This window comes from Streptococcus sp. VTCC 12905 (assembly GCF_049893385.1).
Lineage (GTDB): Bacteria > Bacillota > Bacilli > Lactobacillales > Streptococcaceae > Streptococcus > Streptococcus suis_AA.
This window is the reverse complement of the sequence record NZ_JBMVJC010000001.1, coordinates 15,991-36,063: the sequence shown is the minus strand read 5'-3', so window position 1 is coordinate 36,063 and position 20,073 is coordinate 15,991. Positions and strand designations below refer to the sequence as shown.

The window sequence follows — 20,073 nt, the reverse complement described above, 5'->3', positions numbered from 1 at the left end:
ACTTATGCTCTAGCCTCCACAGCATTTTTTGCGGCGGCTTGTTCAGCTAATTTCTTAGAGCGACCACGACCACGTCCAATCACACGCTGATCCGCAGACACTTCCACTTCAAAAGTCTTATCGTGTGCTGGACCAGTTTCCGCTACAACTTGGTAAGAAATGACAATTTCCCCATTAACCTGTAAGATTTCCTGTAATGCTGTTTTATAGTCCGTTACCCGTTCAAAGTTCCCCTCTTCCAGACGAGGAATCATGACTTGATGGATGAACTCCTCTACGGTCTTTTCTCCCTTGTCCAACAGCAGAGCTCCTAAAAAAGCCTCGAAAGCATCTCCTAAAATGGTATCACGATTCCGTCCTCCAGACTTTTCTTCCCCTTTCCCAAGGCGAAGAAACCGATCAAAGCCACAGGCACGAGAAAAACCAGCCAATGACTCCTCACGAACAAAGGTAGAACGTAATTTAGACATTTCTCCTTCAGGCTTGTTGGGATACTTCTGGTAGAGGTATTTGGAAATCATTAACTGGAGTACAGCGTCTCCTAAAAATTCCAAGCGCTCATTATGTGAAATTTTTAGAAGGCGATGCTCGTTAGCGTAGGAAGTATGGGTAAAAGCCGTTTCTAATAAATTCAAATCTGAAAAATCAATCCCAAAATCAGTCAATAATTTTGCATGTAAATCTTTCATCTATTTGTTCCTTTCTATACAAACTCAAAGCAATTGATAAACAGGAGATTTTTTTCACACTCCGTCCCAATATTATAACATATTTTCGACCACTCTTCCTATCTCAGCCTCATTTCCTACTAAGCTATAGACATTTGAATTAACTTTGATACAACGTCACTTTCGGCATGCCCTACTCCACGAAATCGACTTGTTTCGCACGTCTTATTTCCGACCTAGAACTGAGCTCCTTATACCCTTCGAAAATCAAAAGCAGACCTTGTTGAATTTATTTGATGAGTGTCAAGCTCCAGTGGAGCTTGATAGCCTGCTACCTTAAAGCAGGGGTATATCTGCGAATGGAGAAACGAACTTGGTTCGCTCTATCTCCAACCTCCAAAGATTCCCCAAACCTTTGGAGCTAGTCTTTTTGATTTTCATTGAGTATCAGTTTTTTTCTGAAAGCTCTTCATTCAACTATATTAATAGATATTTAATATTTTCTGCTCAGATTCTTTCTTGACAAGCGAAGCACAGTTTGTTATAGTATTGTTCGGGCACCTCTTTTGAGAGGTCGGAGAAAAGGCTCCCTAGTTTTAGGGAGCTATTTTTTGTTTTTCCCAGAGATTAATACACATTTGGAGGACTTATTGGATGAAGAAAATCGCATTTGATTCAAGTAAGTATTTGAATTTACAACGTGATCATATTTTAGAGCGCATTGCTCAGTTTGAAGGCAAATTGTATATGGAATTTGGTGGGAAAATGTTGGAAGATTTCCATGCAGCTCGTGTACTTCCTGGCTATGAACCTGATAATAAAATCAAACTTCTCCAAGAGTTAAAAGATCAAGTAGAAATCGTCATCGCCATCAATGCTAGCAACATCGAACACTCTAAGGCACGCGGTGACTTGGGTATTTCTTATGACCAAGAAGTCTTCCGCTTGATTGATACATTTAATGATATTGATATTTATGTTGGTTCTGTCGTCATTACCCAATACCGCAACCAACCAGCTGCGGATGCCTTCCGCAAGCAGTTAGAAAAACATGGTATCAAGTCCTATCTCCATTACCCAATCAAGGGCTATCCTTCTGATATTGACCACATCATCTCACCAGAAGGTATGGGCAAAAATGACTACATCGAAACTAGTCGCAATCTCGTCGTTGTCACCGCACCTGGACCTGGTTCAGGTAAATTGGCAACTTGTATCTCCCAACTTTACCACGACCAACTGCATGGCGTAACATCAGGCTATGCTAAGTTTGAAACCTTCCCAGTGTGGAACTTACCACTTCACCATCCCGTAAACTTAGCCTATGAAGCAGCAACTGCCGACCTGGACGACCTCAACATGATTGATCCTTTCCACCTTCAAACTTATGGCAAAACTGCGGTCAACTACAACCGTGACATCGAAGTCTTCCCTGTCCTCAACCGTACCTTTGAACGGATTTTGAGTAAATCACCATACGCATCTCCGACAGATATGGGTGTCAACATGGTAGGTTATTCCATCATCAATGAAGAAGCTGCTATCGAAGCGTCCAAACAGGAAATCATCCGTCGCTACTACCAGTCCTTGGTGGATTTCAAGGCAGAGCGGATTAGCGAACAGGCTGTGAAGAAAATCGAACTCCTCATGAATGAAGTCGGTGTGACACCAGCAGATCGTAAGGTTGTTATCGCTGCGCGCGAAAAAGCAGAGCTGACAACTAGCCCTGCCCTTGCTATTCAGTTGCCAACTGGAGATATTGTAACAGGTAAAACATCCGACCTACTTAAACCAACTGCATCTGTCCTCTTAAATGCCATCAAACAAATTGCGGCAATCGAAGATGAAACCCTCTTAATCGAACCAACCTACATACGCCCAATCCAGGAATTGAAATCAGATTACCTCGATAAAACCAATACAAGACTGGATGCCAGCGAAATACTCAACGCATTGGCGATTACTGCACAAGATAGCCCAATTGCGGCGAGTGCCATGAAAGAATTGGGCCAATTAAATGGTAGCGAAGCCCACTCAACCGTTATTCTGTCAGATGAAGACAAGAGTGTCCTACGTAAGCTTGGAATCAATTTAACATTTGATCCAATTTACCAACACAATAAATTTTATCAAGCAAAATAATCGAGAAAAGGAAGTATCCATTAATTGGAAACTTCCTTTTTCTTATTGTATATCAAACACAACAGATTTTAGCTTAGTCATGGCTTCAATACTATATTTAATCCCCTGAACTCCAGCACCAGAGCCTTTGATCCCTAGGAATGGGAAATTATCAGGACCACGTTGCGTTTTAGCATTAATATGCACAGTACCGACCTCCAATTTTGAAGCAAATTCAAAGGCTAATGGGTAGTTTTTCGTAAATATAGATGACTGTAAACCATATTCTGATTGATTACATAACTCAAGTGCTTCTTCAATAGATGATACGCGAATAATTGGAAGCACTGGACCGAACGGCTCTTCCCAAGCAATGTCCATCTCAGGAGTGACTTCGTCTAACAAGGTTGGCCAAATTAGATTTTTCTCACGTTTGTACGGAGTTAACTCTACTGCCCCTTTTGATTGTGCATCCTGTACCAAACCTTCGATAAAGACAGCAGACTGTTCATCAATGACAGGCGTAATATCCTTATTTTCAAATGGATCCCCTACCGTTAATTTTTCAACTTCAGTCTGAAGTTTCTCAGCCAATTGGTCTGCAACTTCATTTACAACTAATACTCGCTTAATAGCAGTACAACGTTGACCAGAATAACTAAAGGCCCCACTAACGATTTCCTTCGCTGCATGATCTAAATCCGCATCGCTTAAAACAACAGCTGCATCCTTTCCACCCAACTCAAGCATAATTGGACGAATACCAGCTAATTTCCCAACTTTTTGACCAATCGGTGTCGAACCTGTGAAATTGATAAAATTCACTTCAGGATGTTCAATAATATAGTCACCAATTTCTGAACCACGACCAGTTATTGTATTGAAAACACCAGCTGGAATGCCTGCATCAGCAAAAGCTTGAGCCAAAAGCAACCCCGAAATCGATCCTTGTGTTGGTGGTTTAAACATCACTACGTTCCCACCGATAAGCGCCGGAGCAATTTTAGAGGCTGATAAGTTGACTGGGTAATTATAAGGTGCAATAGCTAGAACAATACCAACAGGCTCACGACGAATCAACGATATTTTTGTTTTTGCAGCTGGTTCATACGTTCCCCCTTCTAAAGAGGCCCCATAAACACGTAGACCCTCTTCAGCAGCATAGTGTATCAAATGAGCTGACCTATCTACTTCTCCAATCGATGCTTTTATCCCTTTCGCAACTTCTTTCGCTAATATCTCACCAATGCTTTCTTTGCGTTCTTCTAAAATATCCGCAGCTCTGTGCAAATATTGGGCACGTTCGTATGCAGATAAAGCCCGCCAAGCTGGCAAAGCCTTTCTTGCTGCTTCCATAGCCTTGTCGACTTCTTCCTGTGACATGGCAGGAACATTCCCCAACTCTTCTTGATTAATCGGCGAATAAATGGTTATTTTCTTTTCGGAATCAACCCATTTCCCATCAATATAATTCTGATACTGCTTCATTCATTCCCTCCTTCTGGATAATGTGAACATTGTAACATAGTCAGAAAATATTTGCAAGAATTTTTTGAAAATTTCCAATATTCTTTCGGATTTTGATGCAAAACATAGAAAAAAAGAGCCAATAATCATCTGACAACTCCAACAATGTCAGATGATTATTACTCTTTTAATGATTAATCGAAATCAACATACTCTTTTTGAAGTTCGAGAACTTCTTCTGCCGTTGCACATTCTGTCAAGGCACGTTGAGCATATTCTTCCATCTTAGCTGTGTCAAGTTTCTTCATAAGGCTACGTGTACGAAGTACAGAAGTTGCGCTCATAGAGAATTCATCCAAGCCCATACCTACAAGAAGCGGAACAGCTTGTTGGTCACCAGCCATCTCACCACACATACCAGCCCATTTGCCTTCTGCATGTGCAGCCTTGATAACGTTGTTGATCAAGCGAAGTATTGATGGGTTATATGGTTGGTAGAGGTATGAAACTTGTTCATTCATACGGTCTGCAGCCATTGTGTATTGGATAAGGTCGTTTGTACCGATTGAGAAGAAGTCAACTTCTTTGGCAAATTGGTCTGCAAGCATTGCTGCTGCAGGGATTTCAATCATGATACCTACTTGGATATCATCTGCAACTGCTACACCTTCAGCCAACAAGTTTGCTTTTTCTTCATCAAGGATTGCTTTTGCTGCACGGAATTCAGTCAACAAAGCAACCATTGGGAACATGATACGAAGTTTACCATGTACTGATGAACGAAGAAGAGCACGTAACTGAGTACGGAACATTTGGTTACCAGTCTCAGAGATAGAGATACGAAGGGCACGGAAACCAAGGAATGGGTTCATTTCGTGTGGTAGATCGAAGTAAGGAAGCTCCTTATCACCACCGATATCCATTGTACGAACCACAACTGGCTTACCATTCATACCTTCAAGTACTGCCTTGTAAGCCTCGTATTGCTCGTCTTCTGTTGGGAAGTCTTGTGAGTCCATGTACAAGAATTCTGTACGGTAAAGACCAACAGCTTCTGCACCATTATCATTTACACCTTCAACGTCTTTTGGTGTACCGATGTTAGCTGCCAACTCGAAGTGTTTGCCATCTGACGTCACTGTTTGAGCGTCTCTTAATAATGCCCATTCAGCTTTTTGCTTAGCATACGCTTCACCAGCTGCTTTGAATTCTGCAATGACATCTTCTGTAGGGTTGATAACAACATCGCCTGTGATACCGTTAACAGCCAGGACATCGCCATCTTTAACAATTTCTGTAATGTTGTTAGTACCTAATACAGCAGCAATTTCAAGTGTACGAGCCATGATAGCTGAGTGACTTGTACGACCACCAATGTTTGTTACAAAGGCTTTTACAAATTGTTTGTTCAATTGAGCTGTATCTGAAGGAGTCAAGTCATGAGCAATCACAATAGATTCTTCATCAATTGTTGCTGGGTTGGGCAAACGAACCCCAAGCAAATGAGCTAAGACACGTTTTGCTACGTCACGAATATCTGCTGCACGCTCTTGCATGTATGGGTTATCTTCCATACCTTCAAAGATAGCGATAAACATATCCGTAACTTCTTTCAAAGCAGTCTCTGCGTTTGTTTTCTTGGCGCGAATCGTTTCTTTGATTTGACCTACCATTTCTGGGTCAGAAAGTACCATTAAATGTGCATCAAATACTGCTGCAGCTTCTTCTCCAAGGCTCGCTACTGCATTCTCACGAATAACAGAAAGCTCGTTCTGTGATGCTGTAAGAGCGGCATCTAAACGAGCTTCTTCTGCATTTGTGTCCTCAACTGTAATCGTTTCGAAGGACAAATCGGGTTGAACGAGTAGATATGCCTTAGCAACGGCAACACCATCAGATGCTGCAATTCCTTTAAGCATTACTGTCATCTTTTTATGCCAATCCTTCTTTTTCCATTGTTTCAGTGATAGCTGCAATTGCATCGTCAGCATCTGCACCTTCAGCTGAAATAGTTACATCAGCGCCTTGACCAACACCAAGACTCATTACACCCATGATTGATTTAAGGTTTACAGATTTGTCTTTGTAGTTCAAAGTGATGTCTGAAGCGAATTTGCTAGCTGTTTGCACAAGCAAAGTAGCTGGACGTGCGTGGATACCTGTTTCTGCCACAATGTGGAAGTCTTTTGAAGCCATAGTTGGTTTCTCCTTTATTTTTACAATTATTTCGAGTCAATGTGATAACCCTTACAAAGAACATTATATCATTTTTTGAAATCATTTTCAAGAATTTTTTATTATTCTTTCAGTATTTCAAGCCGAAAAACCCACCGAATGGTGAGTTCCTTTCTATTCTATTAAAAACGAGCGATAAGTGCTTCAGCAAATTGGCTAGTTGACAGGCTTTCAACACCTAATGCACTGGCAAAATCAATCGTCACTTGTTGATGTAAAATAGCCTGTTCTAGAGCGACAATAATTTTGTCAGCAGCTTCATTCCATCCCATAAACTCTAACATCATACAAGCAGACAGGAGTACTGAGCTAGGATTTGCCTTATTTTGACCTGCAATATCTGGAGCAGTTCCATGTGTCGCTTCAAAAATTGCATGACCAGTCTGATAATTAATGTTAGCTCCAGGAGAAATGCCGATCCCTCCAACCTGAGCAGCTAAAGCATCTGATGCATAGTCTCCATTCAGGTTGGTCAAGGCCACAACATCAAATTTTTCAGGTGCCAATAAAATCTGTTGTAAGAAGTTATCCGCAATAATATCATTGATAACCAATGAACCATTTTCTAGCTCATTCGAAAATTCCTCTTGAGCTAATTCATAACCCCATTTTCGGAATCCGCCTTCTGTAAATTTTTGAATATTCCCTTTGTGTACCAAAGTTACTGTTTTTAATTGGTGTTTTAGTGCATATTCAATAGCAGAACGAATGAGGCGTTTACTTCCCTCTTCAGAAATGGGCTTTATACCGATACTTGATGACTCTGGAAAACGGATTTTAGCCACTCCCATCTTCTCCTGAAGAAATGAAATGACAGTTGCAACTTCTTCTGTACCAGCATCCCATTCGATTCCTGCATAGATATCTTCTGTGTTTTCACGGAAAATAGTAATATCGGTTTTTTCTGGATGTTTTAATGGACTTGGAACCCCTTGAAAATACCGAACTGGACGAACACAAGCAAACAAATCTAGTTCCTGACGCAATGCGACGTTCAGTGACCGGTGGCCTTTTCCAACAGGTGTACCCAAAGGTCCCTTGATGGCCAACAAATGCTCACGAATCGTTTTCAACGTCTCATCAGGTAAAGACGTCCCGGTTAAAGCATAAGCTTTCTCACCCGCCAGAACTTCTTTCCACTGAATAGAACGCTGACCATTGTATGCTTTTTCAATTGCTGCATCGATGACTTTTTGAGCTTCTGGCCAAATATCTTGCCCTACCCCATCCCCCTCAATATAGGGGATAATTGGTTGGTCAGGCACTAAAAGCCTTCCATTTTCCAATCTAATCTTCTCTGTCATACTTACCTCTTTCCAATAGGAATATATTTTAGATTTCTGCTACCAATATAGGAAGAACGCGGACGGATTAACTTATTATTCTTCCGTTGCTCTTGAACATGAGCAATCCATCCTGCCATTCTACTCATTGCAAAAATGAGAGTAAAAATGTCACTATCAATTCCTAATACATGGTAAACAGTTGCAGAGTAAAAGTCGACATTGGGAATCAACCCTTTTTTGTGTTTAATAAAATTCTCTACTTCCTCTGACAACTGATAAAATGCTTCATCGTCAGTTCCGAGTGTCAAATCACGCGCCATTTCTTTCAAATACTGTTGGCGAGGGTCCACAGTTTTATAAACACGGTGACCAAATCCCATGATTTTCTCTTTCGAATCCAACTTTTCCTGCAAGTATCCTTCCGTATCACCGCTTTCACGAATCGCTAGTAGCATGTCAAATACACGCTCGTTTGCACCACCATGCAAAGAACCTTTTAAAGTCCCAATCGCAGTTGTGACACAAGAATACAAATCCGTTAAAGTTGATGCAGTGACACGCGCAGCAAAGGTTGATGCATTCAATTCGTGATCAGCATGCAAAACTAGTGCTTTACTAAATGCTTTCACTTGCAATTCAGAAGGTTCTTCACCATTTAACATATAAAGGAAATTTGCGGCAAATCCCAAGTCTGAACGCGGTTCAATTGGAACCAATCCTCTTCTCAAACGAGCAAATGTTGCAATGATAGTTGGGACCTTTGCCATAATTTGAATAGATTGATCATACAAAGCCTCTAAGGAATTTTCTTCAGCATGCACATTGTAAACACCTAAGAGAGACACAGTTGAACGTAGAACACTCATCGGATGCAAGTGCCGACGAGATTGAATCAGAATACATTGTTCGACAGCATCAGAAATTGCATACTCCTCACGCAACTTTTTCTCAAAACAATTTAATTCAATTTGAGTAGGTAAATGCAAATTCCACAGTAGATAAATGACCTCCTCAAAGGAAACATTATTATCCATTAACTCTGCGATATCGTATCCTGCATAAGACAAGCGGTCATCTTCAATTGCGCTGATTCGCGTATCGCAAGCAATCGCATCTTTTAACCCATTCGTTTCTGTCATACGTTTCCCCCCAGTTTTTTTCTTACCACCATTGGTAAAATACCACCATGGCGGTAATAACGAATATCCGCTTCTGCGTCGAAACGCACAAGGGCTTGAAATTCTTTTGAACCTTTTTCAGAATTTGCATGGACGGTAACAACTTGTCCAACTTTTACATCTTCTGGTAAATCAATCGTATAGTGTTCATGTCCAGTTAAACCCAGACTTTCCGCTGTTTCACCATCCAAAAATTGAAGAGGTAGAACGCCCATCATGACCAAGTTTGAACGGTGAATTCGCTCAAATGATTCAGCAAGTACAACTTTCACACCAAGCAAGTTTGTACCTTTCGCTGCCCAGTCGCGGCTAGAACCCATTCCATAATCCTTACCAGCAATGACGATAGTACCGATACCAGCGGCCTTATATTTCATGGCTGCATCATAGATAGGAAGGATTTCTCCCTCATACGTGGTCCATCCACCAATTTTCCCATTTGCGAGTTCATTTTTTATACGAATATTTGCAAACGTACCACGCATCATGACCTCATGGTTACCACGACGACTTCCGTAAGAGTTGAAATCCACATAAGAAATTCCATTCTCCTCTAGGTATCGTGCAGCAGGACTTAGACGGGCAATATTCCCGGCTGGCGAAATATGGTCTGTTGTTACTGTATCTCCAAATTTAGCCAAAACAGATAAGTTTTCCAGTGGTTTTATAGATAAATCTTCCTGCATGTTGTCAAAATATGGCGGATTTTGAATGTAGGTAGAAGATGGATTCCAAGCATAATTCTTATCTGTCTTTGTTTCAATCGCATTCCATGCTTGACTATCTGTAAAAACTTGCTGATATTCTTGTTTAAAGAGATCGCGCGTAACGTATTGGTCAATATATGCGTCAACTTCTTCACGACTTGGCATAATATCTGCAAGATAGACTGGCTGATCATCCTTATCATATCCCAGTGGGTCTCTTGTCAAATCAACATTCATATTACCCGCAATAGCATAGGCAACAACTAGTGGTGGACTCGCTAAGAAATTGGCTTTCACCAGTGGGTTGATCCGTCCTTCAAAGTTACGGTTCCCAGATAATACTGCTGAAACTAATAAGTCTTCATCTTTAATGGCTTCTGCTACTTCAGGTCGTAAATCACCTGAGTTACCAATACAAGTTGTACAGCCATAGCCCACCAAATTGAACCCTAAGGCATCCAAATAGGTCTGTAAACCTGAATTTTTCAAATAGCCTGTTACAACTTTCGAACCTGGCGCCAAGGACGTTTTGACAGTCTTCGCAACAGTCAAACCTTTTTCAACTGCATTTTTAGCTAATAAACCAGCCGCCAATAGAACATAGGGGTTCGAAGTATTGGTACATGAGGTAATCGCTGCAATCGCAACATGTCCTGTTTGAATCAGTTCGTCGCCGTCTGCATATTTAACCGTGGCTGTCTTATCTAATTCTTCTTTCTCCAAACCAAATCCACGAACACCAACTTCACGTGTTACACTTGCTTGGAACTCATTTTTAGCATTAGACAATTCAATCAAATCTTGTGGTCTTTTCGGACCAGAAATGGATGGAACAATCGTAGACAAATCCAATTCAAGTACCTTAGTATAGGTTGGAATAGCTGTGCTGTCATAGAATAAGTGATTTGCCTTTGCATATGCTTCTGTTAACTCAATTTGCTCCTCTGTACGGTTGGTCAATCTCATGTAATTGAGGGTTTCAGAATCAATTGGGAAATATCCACAGGTTGCACCATATTCAGGAGCCATATTTGAGACTGTCGCACGATCTGCAAGAGCAAGGGAGGATAAGCCAGGTCCAAAAAATTCCACAAATTTTCCAACTACATTTTCTTGACGAAGCAGCTGTGTCACTTTCAAAGCCAAGTCCGTCGCAGTAGCTACTTTCGGTAACTGTCCAGTTAAATGAACTCCAATCACCTCTGGAATTGGAAAATAAGATGCTTCACCCAACATTGCTGCTTCCGCCTCAATACCACCGACACCCCAACCAAGTACACCAATACCATTGATCATAGTTGTGTGGCTATCAGTACCAAACATAGAGTCTGGATAAAGCAAACCATCCTTATTAATGATAACGTCACTTAGAAATTCAATATTTACCTGATGAATAATCCCAGTTGCAGGCGGTACAGCACGGTAGTTTTCAAATGAATTTTCTGCCCACTTAAGAAACTCATAGCGCTCATTATTTCGTTTAAATTCTAAGGCGATATTTTGCTCAAGCGCCTGATCTGTCCCGAAAAAGTCAACCTGAACAGAATGGTCAATGACCAAATCAACAGGAATTTCTGGATTTATCAAGTCTGGGCTTCCACCAGCTTTGACAACAGCGTCGCGCATGGATGCAAGGTCAACCACTACAGGTACACCAGTAAAGTCTTGTAAAATGACACGACTAGGTTTAAAAGGGACTTCTCCAGATGGTGAAGAAGCCTGATAATGTAATAAATCTAAAATGTGATTTTTAGTAACATCAACTCCGTCTTCCTTACGAAGAAGACTTTCCAATAAAATTCGGATGGTATATGGAAGTGTATGAATATCCACACCATTTTCGGTTGCAACCGAATTCAATGCATAGTAAGAGTATTCATTCTCATTATGAAGTAAGCGTTTTTTATACGATAGACTCATCTGCTCTGCCCTCTTTCAACATTATTATTTAGTATAGTATAGATTGTAATATTTATTCAATCAATACCTAACCAAACATGTTATATCATATGACATATTGAGTACTATTTAATAATCATATCAACCGTATCTGATTCTAATATACTCTTTATTTTTTGTCCTGCACCTACTATTGTACATCAAGCGTAACCATTGAAAACCCTACCAAAAATTAACGATAGAAATAGGTTTTGGCCTGCCCGCATACTATATTTGGTGTTGTCGATAAATTGATTGCACAATATTTAGTGATTTATTCAAACAAGCTCCTTGACTTTAACTTCAAAATTTTGTATCCTAGATTAGTAACAAAAATGGGATATTTTTATCCTTGAGAGACAAAGGAGAAACTGAATGGTAACTATCTATTCAAAAAATGATTGTGTTCAATGTAAAATGACCAAGAAATTCTTGGACCAACACAATGTAGAATATAATGAAATCAATCTAGATGAACAACCTGAATTCATCGATCATGTAAAAGGACTCGGTTTCTCAGCAGCACCTGTTATTGAAACGGAAAATGATGTCTTTTCTGGTTTCCAACCAGGTAAACTAAAAGCCTTGGTTTAATTCCTAATCTACCCTACTATAATTAAGAAAGAGATTGCAACTATGAGTTTAAAAGAGCTAGGCGATGTGTCCTACTTCCGTTTAAATAACGAAATCAACCGTCCTGTCAATGGGCAAATCCCACTCCACAAGGACCAAGAAGCGGTTAAGGCCTTCTTTAAAGAAAACGTCCTCCCAAATACCAAGCAATTTGATAATATTTTAGATAAGATTGCTTATCTAGTAGAAGAAAATTACCTTGAAAAAGAGTTTTTGGACCAATACAGTCCAGAATTTATCATCAAGATTGATCAATTCCTGAAAGACCAAAATTTCCGCTTCAAGTCTTTCATGGCTGCCTACAAGTTCTACAATCAGTATGCCCTCAAAACAAACGATGGCGCCTATTACTTGGAAAGCATGGAAGATCGCGTTCTCTTCAACGCCTTGTATTTTGCTGAGGGCAACGAAGAATTGGCATTAAACCTAGCCAATGAAATGATTCACCTTCGTTACCAGCCAGCAACACCTTCTTTCCTAAACGCAGGTCGTGCTCGCCGTGGTGAGTTAGTATCTTGTTTCTTGATTCAAGTCACTGACGATATGAACTCGATCGGACGTTCTATCAACTCTGCTCTACAATTGTCCCGTATCGGTGGAGGTGTCGGTATCTCTCTTAGTAACTTGCGTGAGGCTGGTGCACCAATCAAGGGCTATGAGGGGGCGGCTTCTGGGGTTGTTCCTGTTATGAAACTCTTCGAAGACAGCTTCTCCTATTCTAACCAGCTTGGACAACGCCAAGGGGCTGGTGTCGTTTATCTTGATGTTTTCCACCCAGATATTATTTCCTTCCTTTCGACTAAGAAAGAAAATGCCGATGAGAAAGTTCGCGTGAAGACCTTATCACTCGGTATCACCGTTCCTGATAAATTCTACGAATTAGCACGTAAAAACGAAGACATGTACCTCTTCAGCCCATACTCAGTTGAGTTGGAATACGGTGTCCCTTACAACTACCTAGATATTACTGAAAAATACGATGAATTGGTGGCGAACCCTCGCATTCGTAAGACAAAAATCAAGGCACGTGACTTGGAAACAGAAATTTCCAAACTCCAGCAAGAGTCTGGCTATCCATATGTTATCAACATCGATACAGCTAACCGTAGCAACCCTGTTGACGGCAAGATTATCATGTCCAACCTCTGTTCAGAAATCCTTCAAGTTCAGACACCAAGCGTTATCAACGACTCTCAGGAATACTTGACTATGGGTACAGACGTTTCATGTAACCTTGGTTCAACTAATATCGTTAACTTAATGAAGTCACCTGATTTTGGACGTTCTGTTCGTACAATGACACGCGCTTTGACTTATGTCACAGATCATTCACACATCTCTGCTGTACCATCTATTGAAGCAGGAAACAGTCAGGCGCATTCAATCGGTCTTGGAGCTATGGGACTTCATTCTTACTTGGCTCAGAACTTGATTGATTACGGTTCAAAAACTGCCGTAGAATTTACCAACATCTACTTCATGCTCCTTAACTATTGGACTTTGGTAGAATCAAATAATATCGCTCGGGAACGAAAAGAAACCTTCCATAACTTTGAAAAATCAAAATACGCAGACGGCACTTATTTCGACAAGTATGTTACGGGTGATTACCAACCACAATCTGACCGTGTTAAAGAACTCTTTGAAGGAATTTTCATTCCAAGTGGACAAGATTGGGCTGACCTCCGTGAAAAAGTAAAAGCTGACGGCCTCTATCACCAAAACCGTCTAGCTGTTGCACCAAACGGATCTATCAGCTATATCAACGATGTTTCTGCTTCTATTCACCCAATCACACAGCGGATTGAGGAACGCCAAGAGAAAAAAATCGGTAAAATCTACTATCCAGCAGCCGGCTTGTCAACAGAAACCATTCCATTCTACAAGTCTGCCTACGATATGGATATGCGTAAGGTCATTGATGTCTACGCTGCCGCAACAGAGCACGTCGACCAAGGTTTGTCCCTCACCCTCTTCCTCCGCAGTGAGCTTCCAAAAGAACTCTACGAATGGAAAACGGAGAACAAACAAACCACCCGTGACCTTTCAATCCTCCGTAACTACGCCTTCAACAAGGGCGTCAAGTCAATCTACTACGTCCGCACCTTTACAGATGACGGCGAAGAAGTCGGAGCAAACCAATGTGAAAGTTGTGTGATCTGACGTAGCAAGATTAGCTGTTGGCAAGCCAACTAGCTAATCTACGCTAACCGCTATCGGCGGATTAGCTAGCTACCTTACGACACTGTCGCGTTCATGATGTGAAGCGACTATTGAGCGCTCGATTAAAAATCCCTTGTGGGGGATTTTTTTACAGGCTACTATCTACTTGTGATATACTATTAGAAATACAAGAAAAAGAAAGAGAACATGATGGAAACCTACTACAAAGCCATAAACTGGAACGCCATTGAGGACGTAATCGACAAGTCTACATGGGAAAAATTGACTGAGCAATTCTGGCTCGATACGCGGATTCCCTTATCAAATGACTTGGATGATTGGCGTAAACTCACAGCGGAAGAAAAAGACTTGGTTGGTAAAGTCTTCGGTGGATTGACCCTCTTGGACACCCTTCAATCTGAAACAGGTGTTCAAGCTCTCCGCAACGATATTCGCACACCGCACGAGGAAGCAGTCTACAACAACATCCAATTCATGGAGTCTGTTCATGCGAAATCCTACTCTTCTATCTTCTCAACCTTGAATACCAAAACTGAGATTGAGGAAATTTTTGAATGGACAGATAGCAACGAATTCTTACAACGCAAGGCAAAAATCATTAACGAAATTTATGAAAATGGTACGGCGCTTGAAAAGAAAGTTGCCAGCGTATTTCTAGAAACTTTCCTATTCTATTCTGGTTTCTTTACACCGCTCTACTATCTTGGTAACAACAAACTGGCCAACGTTGCAGAAATTATCAAACTAATCATTCGTGATGAGTCTGTTCATGGAACTTATATTGGTTACAAATTCCAACTTGGTTTCAATGAATTGTCCGACGAAGAACAAGACAAACTCCGCGACTGGATGTATGACCTTCTTTACCAACTTTATGAGAATGAAGAGGACTATACACGTTCACTCTATGATGCAGTTGGGTGGACTGAGGAAGTCTTAACCTTCCTTCGTTACAATGCCAATAAAGCCCTCATGAATTTGGGACAAGATCCACTCTTCCCTGATTCAGCAGATGATGTAAACCCAATCATCATGAACGGTATCTCAACCGGTACATCTAACCACGACTTCTTCTCACAAGTCGGTAATGGCTACTTGCTCGGCGAAGTGGAAGCCATGACAGATGATGATTATCTATATGGGTTATAAAAAGATACATAAAAAAAGCAGTTCATCTGAGCTGCTTATTTTTTATACCAAAAATAGTATCATCAAATAGGAAATTCCATTATTTATCATATGTAGCGCCATTGGATAACGAATATCTCGTCTAATTAGATAAAGCCAACCAAGATTAAGACCCATAGTGAAATAAATCAAAAACTGTGGAATGGTTGCTGGAACATGCACCAAACTAAACAAACATCCTGTTACAATCAGATACAAGCTCACAGTTTTCATATCAGCCATTTTGGGGAAGAAATAGGTTGCCAACAAACCTCTAAAAATCAACTCCTCTAATATTGGTGCAAAGACTACGACTGCTAAAAACGCAACCAAAGGGTAGGCAGATACAAATTGGATGACCAAAGTTTGATTCTGACTTTCAGATACTGGCACTAAAAGTTGGACGATGAAGAATACAATATAAAGTAAAATTGGCCAATAAATCTTATGAAACCATGATGAAGATACACTATAGTCAATGGTCTGCCGAGAAAACACAAATTTCCATAATACAATTGTAAATGCAATTCCGAGTACGATACCAATAATCGCACAAACCCAAATCATATTCTCAATCAATTGAGCTGGAAATTCTGGAATTGCTTGTAATGTCGGACCTACCATCAAAAATCCAGTAATAATTTGATAAGCAACAAAAAATAAAAACAATAATGCAGTGTTTTTGATAAATTTTAACATGACACCTTTTCCCTTCTTTTTTTCTTAGCTAGAATGTCAGATCGACTATATTATCTACTCGAACCAACTTGGTTTCAATCTTTCCTTCCGCAAATTCACGAGAAATTTTAACCCATTCCTCGTCAACTGCTAAAATAGTGTATTCATACATAGTTAGAAACTCTTCATCAAAGCGGATTTTGGCTTTTCTTCCGACCAATTCTTTCAATAAAACAGACATCTGATTTTCTCCTTTGGTATTTTTCTGCAACTTTTTTACCCTAACTTGCAACTGCTTCACTTTTTTTCTATCTGACAGGTAGCTTAATAATAAATAAACAAAGGCTATCCACAAAAATACTTCCATCTTTCCTCCTAAATCAAGCCAATACTTTGCATTAGCAACATAAACAAAAATCCAATAAAATTGTTGAGACTATGTAGGATGAGTGCATTGGTATACTTGCCAGAAATTTGATAGGCGAGCCCTAGTACTAGGCCCATACCACTTATAAATAAACCAAGATCCGATATTAGTCGGTACATGAATAAGACCAAATAGAAAACTTCATCGCAACAGACCAACAATAGAATCTTTACCAAAGACTTTTCCCATATCAATTCCTCTGAAAAGCAGTTCCACCAAAACAGGAGCAAATAATCCTGTAAAGATAAATAAAAGTAAGGTCGGCAAACATGAACGATTGAGGACTTCCTGATTGGCAGTCGTTTGACCATAACCCTCTTCTAGCATTATCAATTACCAGCCAATCATTTTCAGACCAAACATAACGATAAAAGTAAGTACAACAAAACCAATATTCGCAACTATTCCCCACTTCTGCTCACCCTTCCATAGGCCTAATTTGCCCGTTAAGATTAGACCAAGAACAACAGCAACCAGCAAGAAAGATGCGACAATCAGTAAATTATCCCCATCAAAATTTGGTAAGGCGTACATCGCCATCTGACTCAAAACATTTAATGCAACGACAGCCAGTCCCACTAAGAGAAACCTCCAATTTTTACCACATTCCAGTATCTCACATTTCCAAGTCTATTCATAGCAATCTCCTTAATATAAACAATTATTTTTCGTTTGTTGAAAGATAAAGTCTTTTAGTTTACTTTTAGTACAAGGCAACTAGCCACAGGCATAACTTGAGTTAGGCAAGGTGAGTTCAAACAATCCAGTGGAGTGTTTGAAGTTGGAAATAAGGAAACGGAGTTTCCACTTACGTCGAAGTAATAAAAGAGAAAACTAAATGACAATAGCAGAGCTGGCAAGCCCAAAACCACTGGTAAGAGGATATTCAGGTTTGACAAATCAATCTGCCCAGTAGCTAGCCATTCTCCGAAAATATTGCCTAAGTTGAGAAAAACAAAACTGATAGGAAACAGATATTTACTCACTTAAAAAGTTTCCCGAGTCATTTATTCTTTTCACATCAACGGATTTGATGTTTAATTATTTAAAGTAACGACGGATCATGCGAACCTGCATCACATTGATGTAAATATGTAAAAATGCAACAACTAGAAAGGCAATAATTTGTCGCTCCTGCAATAGCATGCTAACTACAAATAGGAATAGATACAAACCTGGTAACACAATTTGATTCAGAGTAAAAACGATTTGAAAACTCATTTCGTAGTTAGCTTGTTTTTCTCCCTCATCCATAGCCTCCATAAATTCCTTCACCTCTTTTACCGTTGCAAAAGCAGAAAGCTTATAGTCACGAATTTTCTGAGTTAGTTTCACAATAAAAACCTGAGAGATGAGAAGGATAACATAGAAAACTACGTCAAGAATGGACCCGTACATAACTGCACTCTCTTCTAAGAAAGTGACCCCGAATCCTAAAACCAAATTTAACAATGTCAATGATACAGCAACATTGAATGAAATGGTCGCGTACTCTAGGTTACGATACATTTTCTTATATAGTTTATCAACACGTTCTTCATCCTCATCTGAAATGGAATGATAAAGTTTATAATTTTGATTAGCTTTAACACCAAAATATACGGTTCCAGCGAAAATTACAAATGTAATAATCCTCAAAAAAATTAGAAAATTATCCAAATTGAGATAAGAAGGTAGGCTGAATTTAAAGATTAATACTCCAAAGAAACCGATAGAGCCACCCAAAATTGCTGAAATCAGCATATACGCTGAATATCTCATCCATCTTTGTTTTGTTGAAATTTGTTTTCCTTGTTTCATTTTTCTACCTCCACTAATTGAAAGACATTCTCCACATTTTCATTAAAAATCTGTGCTATACGCATGGCAATGACCACCGAGGGCGTGTATTCGCCCCGCTCAATCAAGCTAATGGTCTGCCGCGATACTTCTGCTAACTTTGCTAGCTCTGTCTGATTGAGACCATCTCTGGCTCGCAATTCCTTGAGCCGATTTTTTAAGACATATTCCATGATATTTCCTTTCTAAGCTTGATAGATAATCAAGCCTGTTTCTGTGTCTTCGACAGCTATATTTCCCTTGGCAAACTTAACCAATAAAAGATAGGTATAGTAGAAATCGCCTGCACAAGAGGCAGCGTGCATGGTTGCTAACATGAAGTAAAGAAAGGTATTCATCATCCCTAAACCTGTTACCATAGTCAAAACCAAACTAATCACAACAAAGGGAGCCAGGCTGATTACTAGCATTTGCATTCGATTGTAGAGTGAGCCTGGACTGGTCGCATAGGCCATGCCCGATTTCCATTTAAAACCAAATTTAACAGGATTTTCAGGACAAAAAACTTTGAAGAATATTCCGTGGATAGCCTCATGCACGGCTATTAAAAGAAAATACAGTAGCAAACCTAACCATAATTCAAGTAAGTCCATTTCAAGATTTTGTGCACCGTCAACGAGCAACAAAGATCCTATCTTTCCAAATATGTACGCAAATGGAAAGATGAGTGCCACAGCAAGAATATTCAATCCCCAAACAAACTTCTTATTTTCCTTGATATTGACTTCAAATAATTTCTTTTTAGCTTCCATTTTTCTTCTCCCTTTCTTTGCAAATAGCTAAGTCTAACTTCAACAAAAACACGTCATTATTAAAAGAAGCACCATAGGCATTTCATAACCGAATATGAGCTTCCGAACGAAAGAATAGAGTATAGCGAATAAGAAAGGCAAACTGGATTCACCTTGTAAAACCTGTAACTGCGACAAGAGTTTTTTTCTTATTATTGATATTCATATCTACCTTCCCAGACATTATCTAGTTGTTTTGGAATTTTTTCTCTAAACCAAAACCTACCTTTATAAAAAACGGAATAATAAGGAATCCAACAGCGATAGAAAGGTATAGTTGGAAGTCAACTTGATAAGATGGCTCCTTCATCAACCAATAGAAATCATTCAGGAGGAAGATAAAAAATCCAATTGCTAATAAACCAAAATAGACACCCTTACAAAATTCTTTCCATTTCTCCATATTACTGTTCTCCTGCTACATTTCTATTTCTTTTGCTCTTTTTTTCAAAAATATCAGTTGTCATTACAATTAGACAAATGGCAAGGGTCACTTGAGTATGATCCAATTGTTGCCACTTCATAACATCTGATAGTATGACAAAAACTAAATAGGCAACTGCAGATACATGTACAAATTGAGCCATGGGAATAGTATTGATCTTTTTCATAATATTCTCTTTCTTTATTTTTTTGATTGATGAATTCGTTTCCATCATTTTATCTCGATATCATTGTAACACTTCTTTTTCTTTTTGACAACTATCTTTGTCAAAAAAACATTAATTTTTGTCAAAAAGTTTATGATGATAGT

The 20,073-nt window shown here is 39.6% G+C and carries 18 protein-coding genes and 1 pseudogene; 4 read left to right on the top strand and 15 right to left on the bottom strand.

The window, feature by feature from the left end:
• Window positions 1-2: 2 nt before the first annotated feature.
• The gene (rnc, locus tag ACPC58_RS00165) at window positions 3-689 is read right to left on the bottom strand and encodes a ribonuclease III (RefSeq protein ID WP_277837013.1); all 687 of its coding nucleotides are present in this window, start codon (window positions 687-689) and stop codon (window positions 3-5) included.
• Window positions 690-1,322: 633 nt separating this feature from the next.
• Here rnc and ACPC58_RS00160 point away from each other — a divergent pair.
• Window positions 1,323-2,810 (top strand): DUF1846 domain-containing protein, encoded by a 1,488-nt coding sequence (locus tag ACPC58_RS00160; protein WP_217373906.1) that lies wholly within the window; start codon window positions 1,323-1,325, stop codon window positions 2,808-2,810.
• Between the two features lie 42 nt (window positions 2,811-2,852).
• Here the strand turns inward: ACPC58_RS00160 and ACPC58_RS00155 are convergent, their stop codons facing one another.
• The 6 genes from ACPC58_RS00155 to acnA form a co-directional block, all read right to left on the bottom strand.
• Entirely contained in the window at window positions 2,853-4,277 is a 1,425-nt protein-coding gene (locus tag ACPC58_RS00155; protein ID WP_277837014.1) for an NADP-dependent glyceraldehyde-3-phosphate dehydrogenase, read from the bottom strand.
• Between the two features lie 173 nt (window positions 4,278-4,450).
• Window positions 4,451-6,184, bottom strand: coding sequence for a phosphoenolpyruvate--protein phosphotransferase (ptsP, locus tag ACPC58_RS00150; protein ID WP_434064889.1), 1,734 nt, complete (start codon window positions 6,182-6,184; stop codon window positions 4,451-4,453).
• A 4-nt stretch (window positions 6,185-6,188) separates the two neighbouring features.
• Window positions 6,189-6,452 carry a phosphocarrier protein HPr gene (locus ACPC58_RS00145; RefSeq protein WP_024378446.1) on the bottom strand — a complete coding sequence of 88 codons (264 nt, stop codon included), beginning with the start codon at window positions 6,450-6,452 and terminating at the stop codon, window positions 6,189-6,191.
• A 161-nt stretch (window positions 6,453-6,613) separates the two neighbouring features.
• Complete coding sequence (icd, locus tag ACPC58_RS00140) at window positions 6,614-7,795, bottom strand: NADP-dependent isocitrate dehydrogenase (protein WP_277844638.1); 1,182 nt, start codon at window positions 7,793-7,795, stop codon at window positions 6,614-6,616.
• Between the two features lie 2 nt (window positions 7,796-7,797).
• Entirely contained in the window at window positions 7,798-8,916 is a 1,119-nt protein-coding gene (locus tag ACPC58_RS00135; protein WP_274503995.1) for a citrate synthase, read from the bottom strand.
• Window positions 8,913-11,582: an aconitate hydratase AcnA gene (gene acnA / locus ACPC58_RS00130; RefSeq protein WP_434064888.1), complete on the bottom strand. Its 2,670-nt coding sequence runs from the start codon at window positions 11,580-11,582 to the stop codon at window positions 8,913-8,915. Before acnA ends, ACPC58_RS00135 begins: the two co-directional genes overlap by 4 nt.
• A gap of 393 nt (window positions 11,583-11,975) precedes the next feature.
• Between acnA and nrdH the strand changes: the two genes are divergently transcribed.
• From nrdH to nrdF, 3 genes are all read left to right on the top strand, one after another.
• Window positions 11,976-12,194 carry a glutaredoxin-like protein NrdH gene (gene nrdH / locus ACPC58_RS00125; RefSeq protein WP_277837020.1) on the top strand — a complete coding sequence of 73 codons (219 nt, stop codon included), beginning with the start codon at window positions 11,976-11,978 and terminating at the stop codon, window positions 12,192-12,194.
• A 42-nt stretch (window positions 12,195-12,236) separates the two neighbouring features.
• A complete protein-coding gene (nrdE, locus tag ACPC58_RS00120) occupies window positions 12,237-14,396 on the top strand; it encodes a class 1b ribonucleoside-diphosphate reductase subunit alpha (protein WP_277837021.1) in 2,160 nt (719 codons plus the stop codon).
• Window positions 14,397-14,606: 210 nt separating this feature from the next.
• Complete coding sequence (nrdF, locus tag ACPC58_RS00115) at window positions 14,607-15,566, top strand: class 1b ribonucleoside-diphosphate reductase subunit beta (RefSeq protein ID WP_217375170.1); 960 nt, start codon at window positions 14,607-14,609, stop codon at window positions 15,564-15,566.
• Window positions 15,567-15,608: 42 nt separating this feature from the next.
• On the opposite strand, the gene ACPC58_RS00110 is transcribed toward nrdF, so the two are convergent.
• The 8 genes and pseudogenes from ACPC58_RS00110 to ACPC58_RS00075 all read right to left on the bottom strand — a co-directional run bounded on the left by ACPC58_RS00110 (window position 15,609) and on the right by ACPC58_RS00075 (window position 19,978).
• On the bottom strand, window positions 15,609-16,283 hold the full coding sequence (locus ACPC58_RS00110; protein ID WP_434064887.1) for a lysostaphin resistance A-like protein: 675 nt from the start codon (window positions 16,281-16,283) through the stop codon (window positions 15,609-15,611).
• 28 nt (window positions 16,284-16,311) lie between these two features.
• The gene (locus ACPC58_RS00105; RefSeq protein ID WP_318150386.1) at window positions 16,312-16,629 is read right to left on the bottom strand and encodes a hypothetical protein; all 318 of its coding nucleotides are present in this window, start codon (window positions 16,627-16,629) and stop codon (window positions 16,312-16,314) included.
• A gap of 8 nt (window positions 16,630-16,637) precedes the next feature.
• A pseudogene (locus ACPC58_RS00100) lies at window positions 16,638-17,327 on the bottom strand (lysostaphin resistance A-like protein).
• A 403-nt stretch (window positions 17,328-17,730) separates the two neighbouring features.
• Window positions 17,731-18,489, bottom strand: a complete 759-nt coding sequence (locus ACPC58_RS00095; protein ID WP_318150387.1) for a DUF3169 family protein — start codon at window positions 18,487-18,489, stop codon at window positions 17,731-17,733.
• Window positions 18,486-18,701 carry a helix-turn-helix transcriptional regulator gene (locus tag ACPC58_RS00090; protein WP_024418001.1) on the bottom strand — a complete coding sequence of 72 codons (216 nt, stop codon included), beginning with the start codon at window positions 18,699-18,701 and terminating at the stop codon, window positions 18,486-18,488. Before ACPC58_RS00090 ends, ACPC58_RS00095 begins: the two co-directional genes overlap by 4 nt.
• A gap of 12 nt (window positions 18,702-18,713) precedes the next feature.
• Entirely contained in the window at window positions 18,714-19,280 is a 567-nt protein-coding gene (locus tag ACPC58_RS00085) for a DUF3267 domain-containing protein (RefSeq protein WP_318150388.1), read from the bottom strand.
• A 226-nt stretch (window positions 19,281-19,506) separates the two neighbouring features.
• The gene (locus ACPC58_RS00080) at window positions 19,507-19,722 is read right to left on the bottom strand and encodes a hypothetical protein (RefSeq protein WP_130554268.1); all 216 of its coding nucleotides are present in this window, start codon (window positions 19,720-19,722) and stop codon (window positions 19,507-19,509) included.
• Window position 19,723: 1 nt separating this feature from the next.
• Window positions 19,724-19,978 carry a hypothetical protein gene (locus ACPC58_RS00075; protein WP_434064886.1) on the bottom strand — a complete coding sequence of 85 codons (255 nt, stop codon included), beginning with the start codon at window positions 19,976-19,978 and terminating at the stop codon, window positions 19,724-19,726.
• Between the last annotated feature and the right edge of the window lie 95 nt (window positions 19,979-20,073).

Excerpts from the sequence above, each read along its gene's own strand:
- rnc (WP_277837013.1), bottom strand. The coding sequence starts at position 689 with ATGAAAGATTTACATGCAAAATTATTGACTGATTTTGGGATTGATTTT.
- ACPC58_RS00160 (WP_217373906.1), top strand. The coding sequence starts at position 1,323 with ATGAAGAAAATCGCATTTGATTCAAGTAAGTATTTGAATTTACAACGT.
- ACPC58_RS00155 (WP_277837014.1), bottom strand. The coding sequence starts at position 4,277 with ATGAAGCAGTATCAGAATTATATTGATGGGAAATGGGTTGATTCCGAA.
- ptsP (WP_434064889.1), bottom strand. The coding sequence starts at position 6,184 with ATGACAGTAATGCTTAAAGGAATTGCAGCATCTGATGGTGTTGCCGTT.
- ACPC58_RS00145 (WP_024378446.1), bottom strand. The coding sequence starts at position 6,452 with ATGGCTTCAAAAGACTTCCACATTGTGGCAGAAACAGGTATCCACGCA.
- icd (WP_277844638.1), bottom strand. The coding sequence starts at position 7,795 with ATGACAGAGAAGATTAGATTGGAAAATGGAAGGCTTTTAGTGCCTGAC.
- ACPC58_RS00135 (WP_274503995.1), bottom strand. The coding sequence starts at position 8,916 with ATGACAGAAACGAATGGGTTAAAAGATGCGATTGCTTGCGATACGCGA.
- acnA (WP_434064888.1), bottom strand. The coding sequence starts at position 11,582 with ATGAGTCTATCGTATAAAAAACGCTTACTTCATAATGAGAATGAATAC.
- nrdH (WP_277837020.1), top strand. The coding sequence starts at position 11,976 with ATGGTAACTATCTATTCAAAAAATGATTGTGTTCAATGTAAAATGACC.
- nrdE (WP_277837021.1), top strand. The coding sequence starts at position 12,237 with ATGAGTTTAAAAGAGCTAGGCGATGTGTCCTACTTCCGTTTAAATAAC.
- nrdF (WP_217375170.1), top strand. The coding sequence starts at position 14,607 with ATGGAAACCTACTACAAAGCCATAAACTGGAACGCCATTGAGGACGTA.
- ACPC58_RS00110 (WP_434064887.1), bottom strand. The coding sequence starts at position 16,283 with ATGTTAAAATTTATCAAAAACACTGCATTATTGTTTTTATTTTTTGTT.
- ACPC58_RS00105 (WP_318150386.1), bottom strand. The coding sequence starts at position 16,629 with ATGGAAGTATTTTTGTGGATAGCCTTTGTTTATTTATTATTAAGCTAC.
- ACPC58_RS00095 (WP_318150387.1), bottom strand. The coding sequence starts at position 18,489 with ATGAAACAAGGAAAACAAATTTCAACAAAACAAAGATGGATGAGATAT.
- ACPC58_RS00090 (WP_024418001.1), bottom strand. The coding sequence starts at position 18,701 with ATGGAATATGTCTTAAAAAATCGGCTCAAGGAATTGCGAGCCAGAGAT.
- ACPC58_RS00085 (WP_318150388.1), bottom strand. The coding sequence starts at position 19,280 with ATGGAAGCTAAAAAGAAATTATTTGAAGTCAATATCAAGGAAAATAAG.
- ACPC58_RS00080 (WP_130554268.1), bottom strand. The coding sequence starts at position 19,722 with ATGGAGAAATGGAAAGAATTTTGTAAGGGTGTCTATTTTGGTTTATTA.
- ACPC58_RS00075 (WP_434064886.1), bottom strand. The coding sequence starts at position 19,978 with ATGATGGAAACGAATTCATCAATCAAAAAAATAAAGAAAGAGAATATT.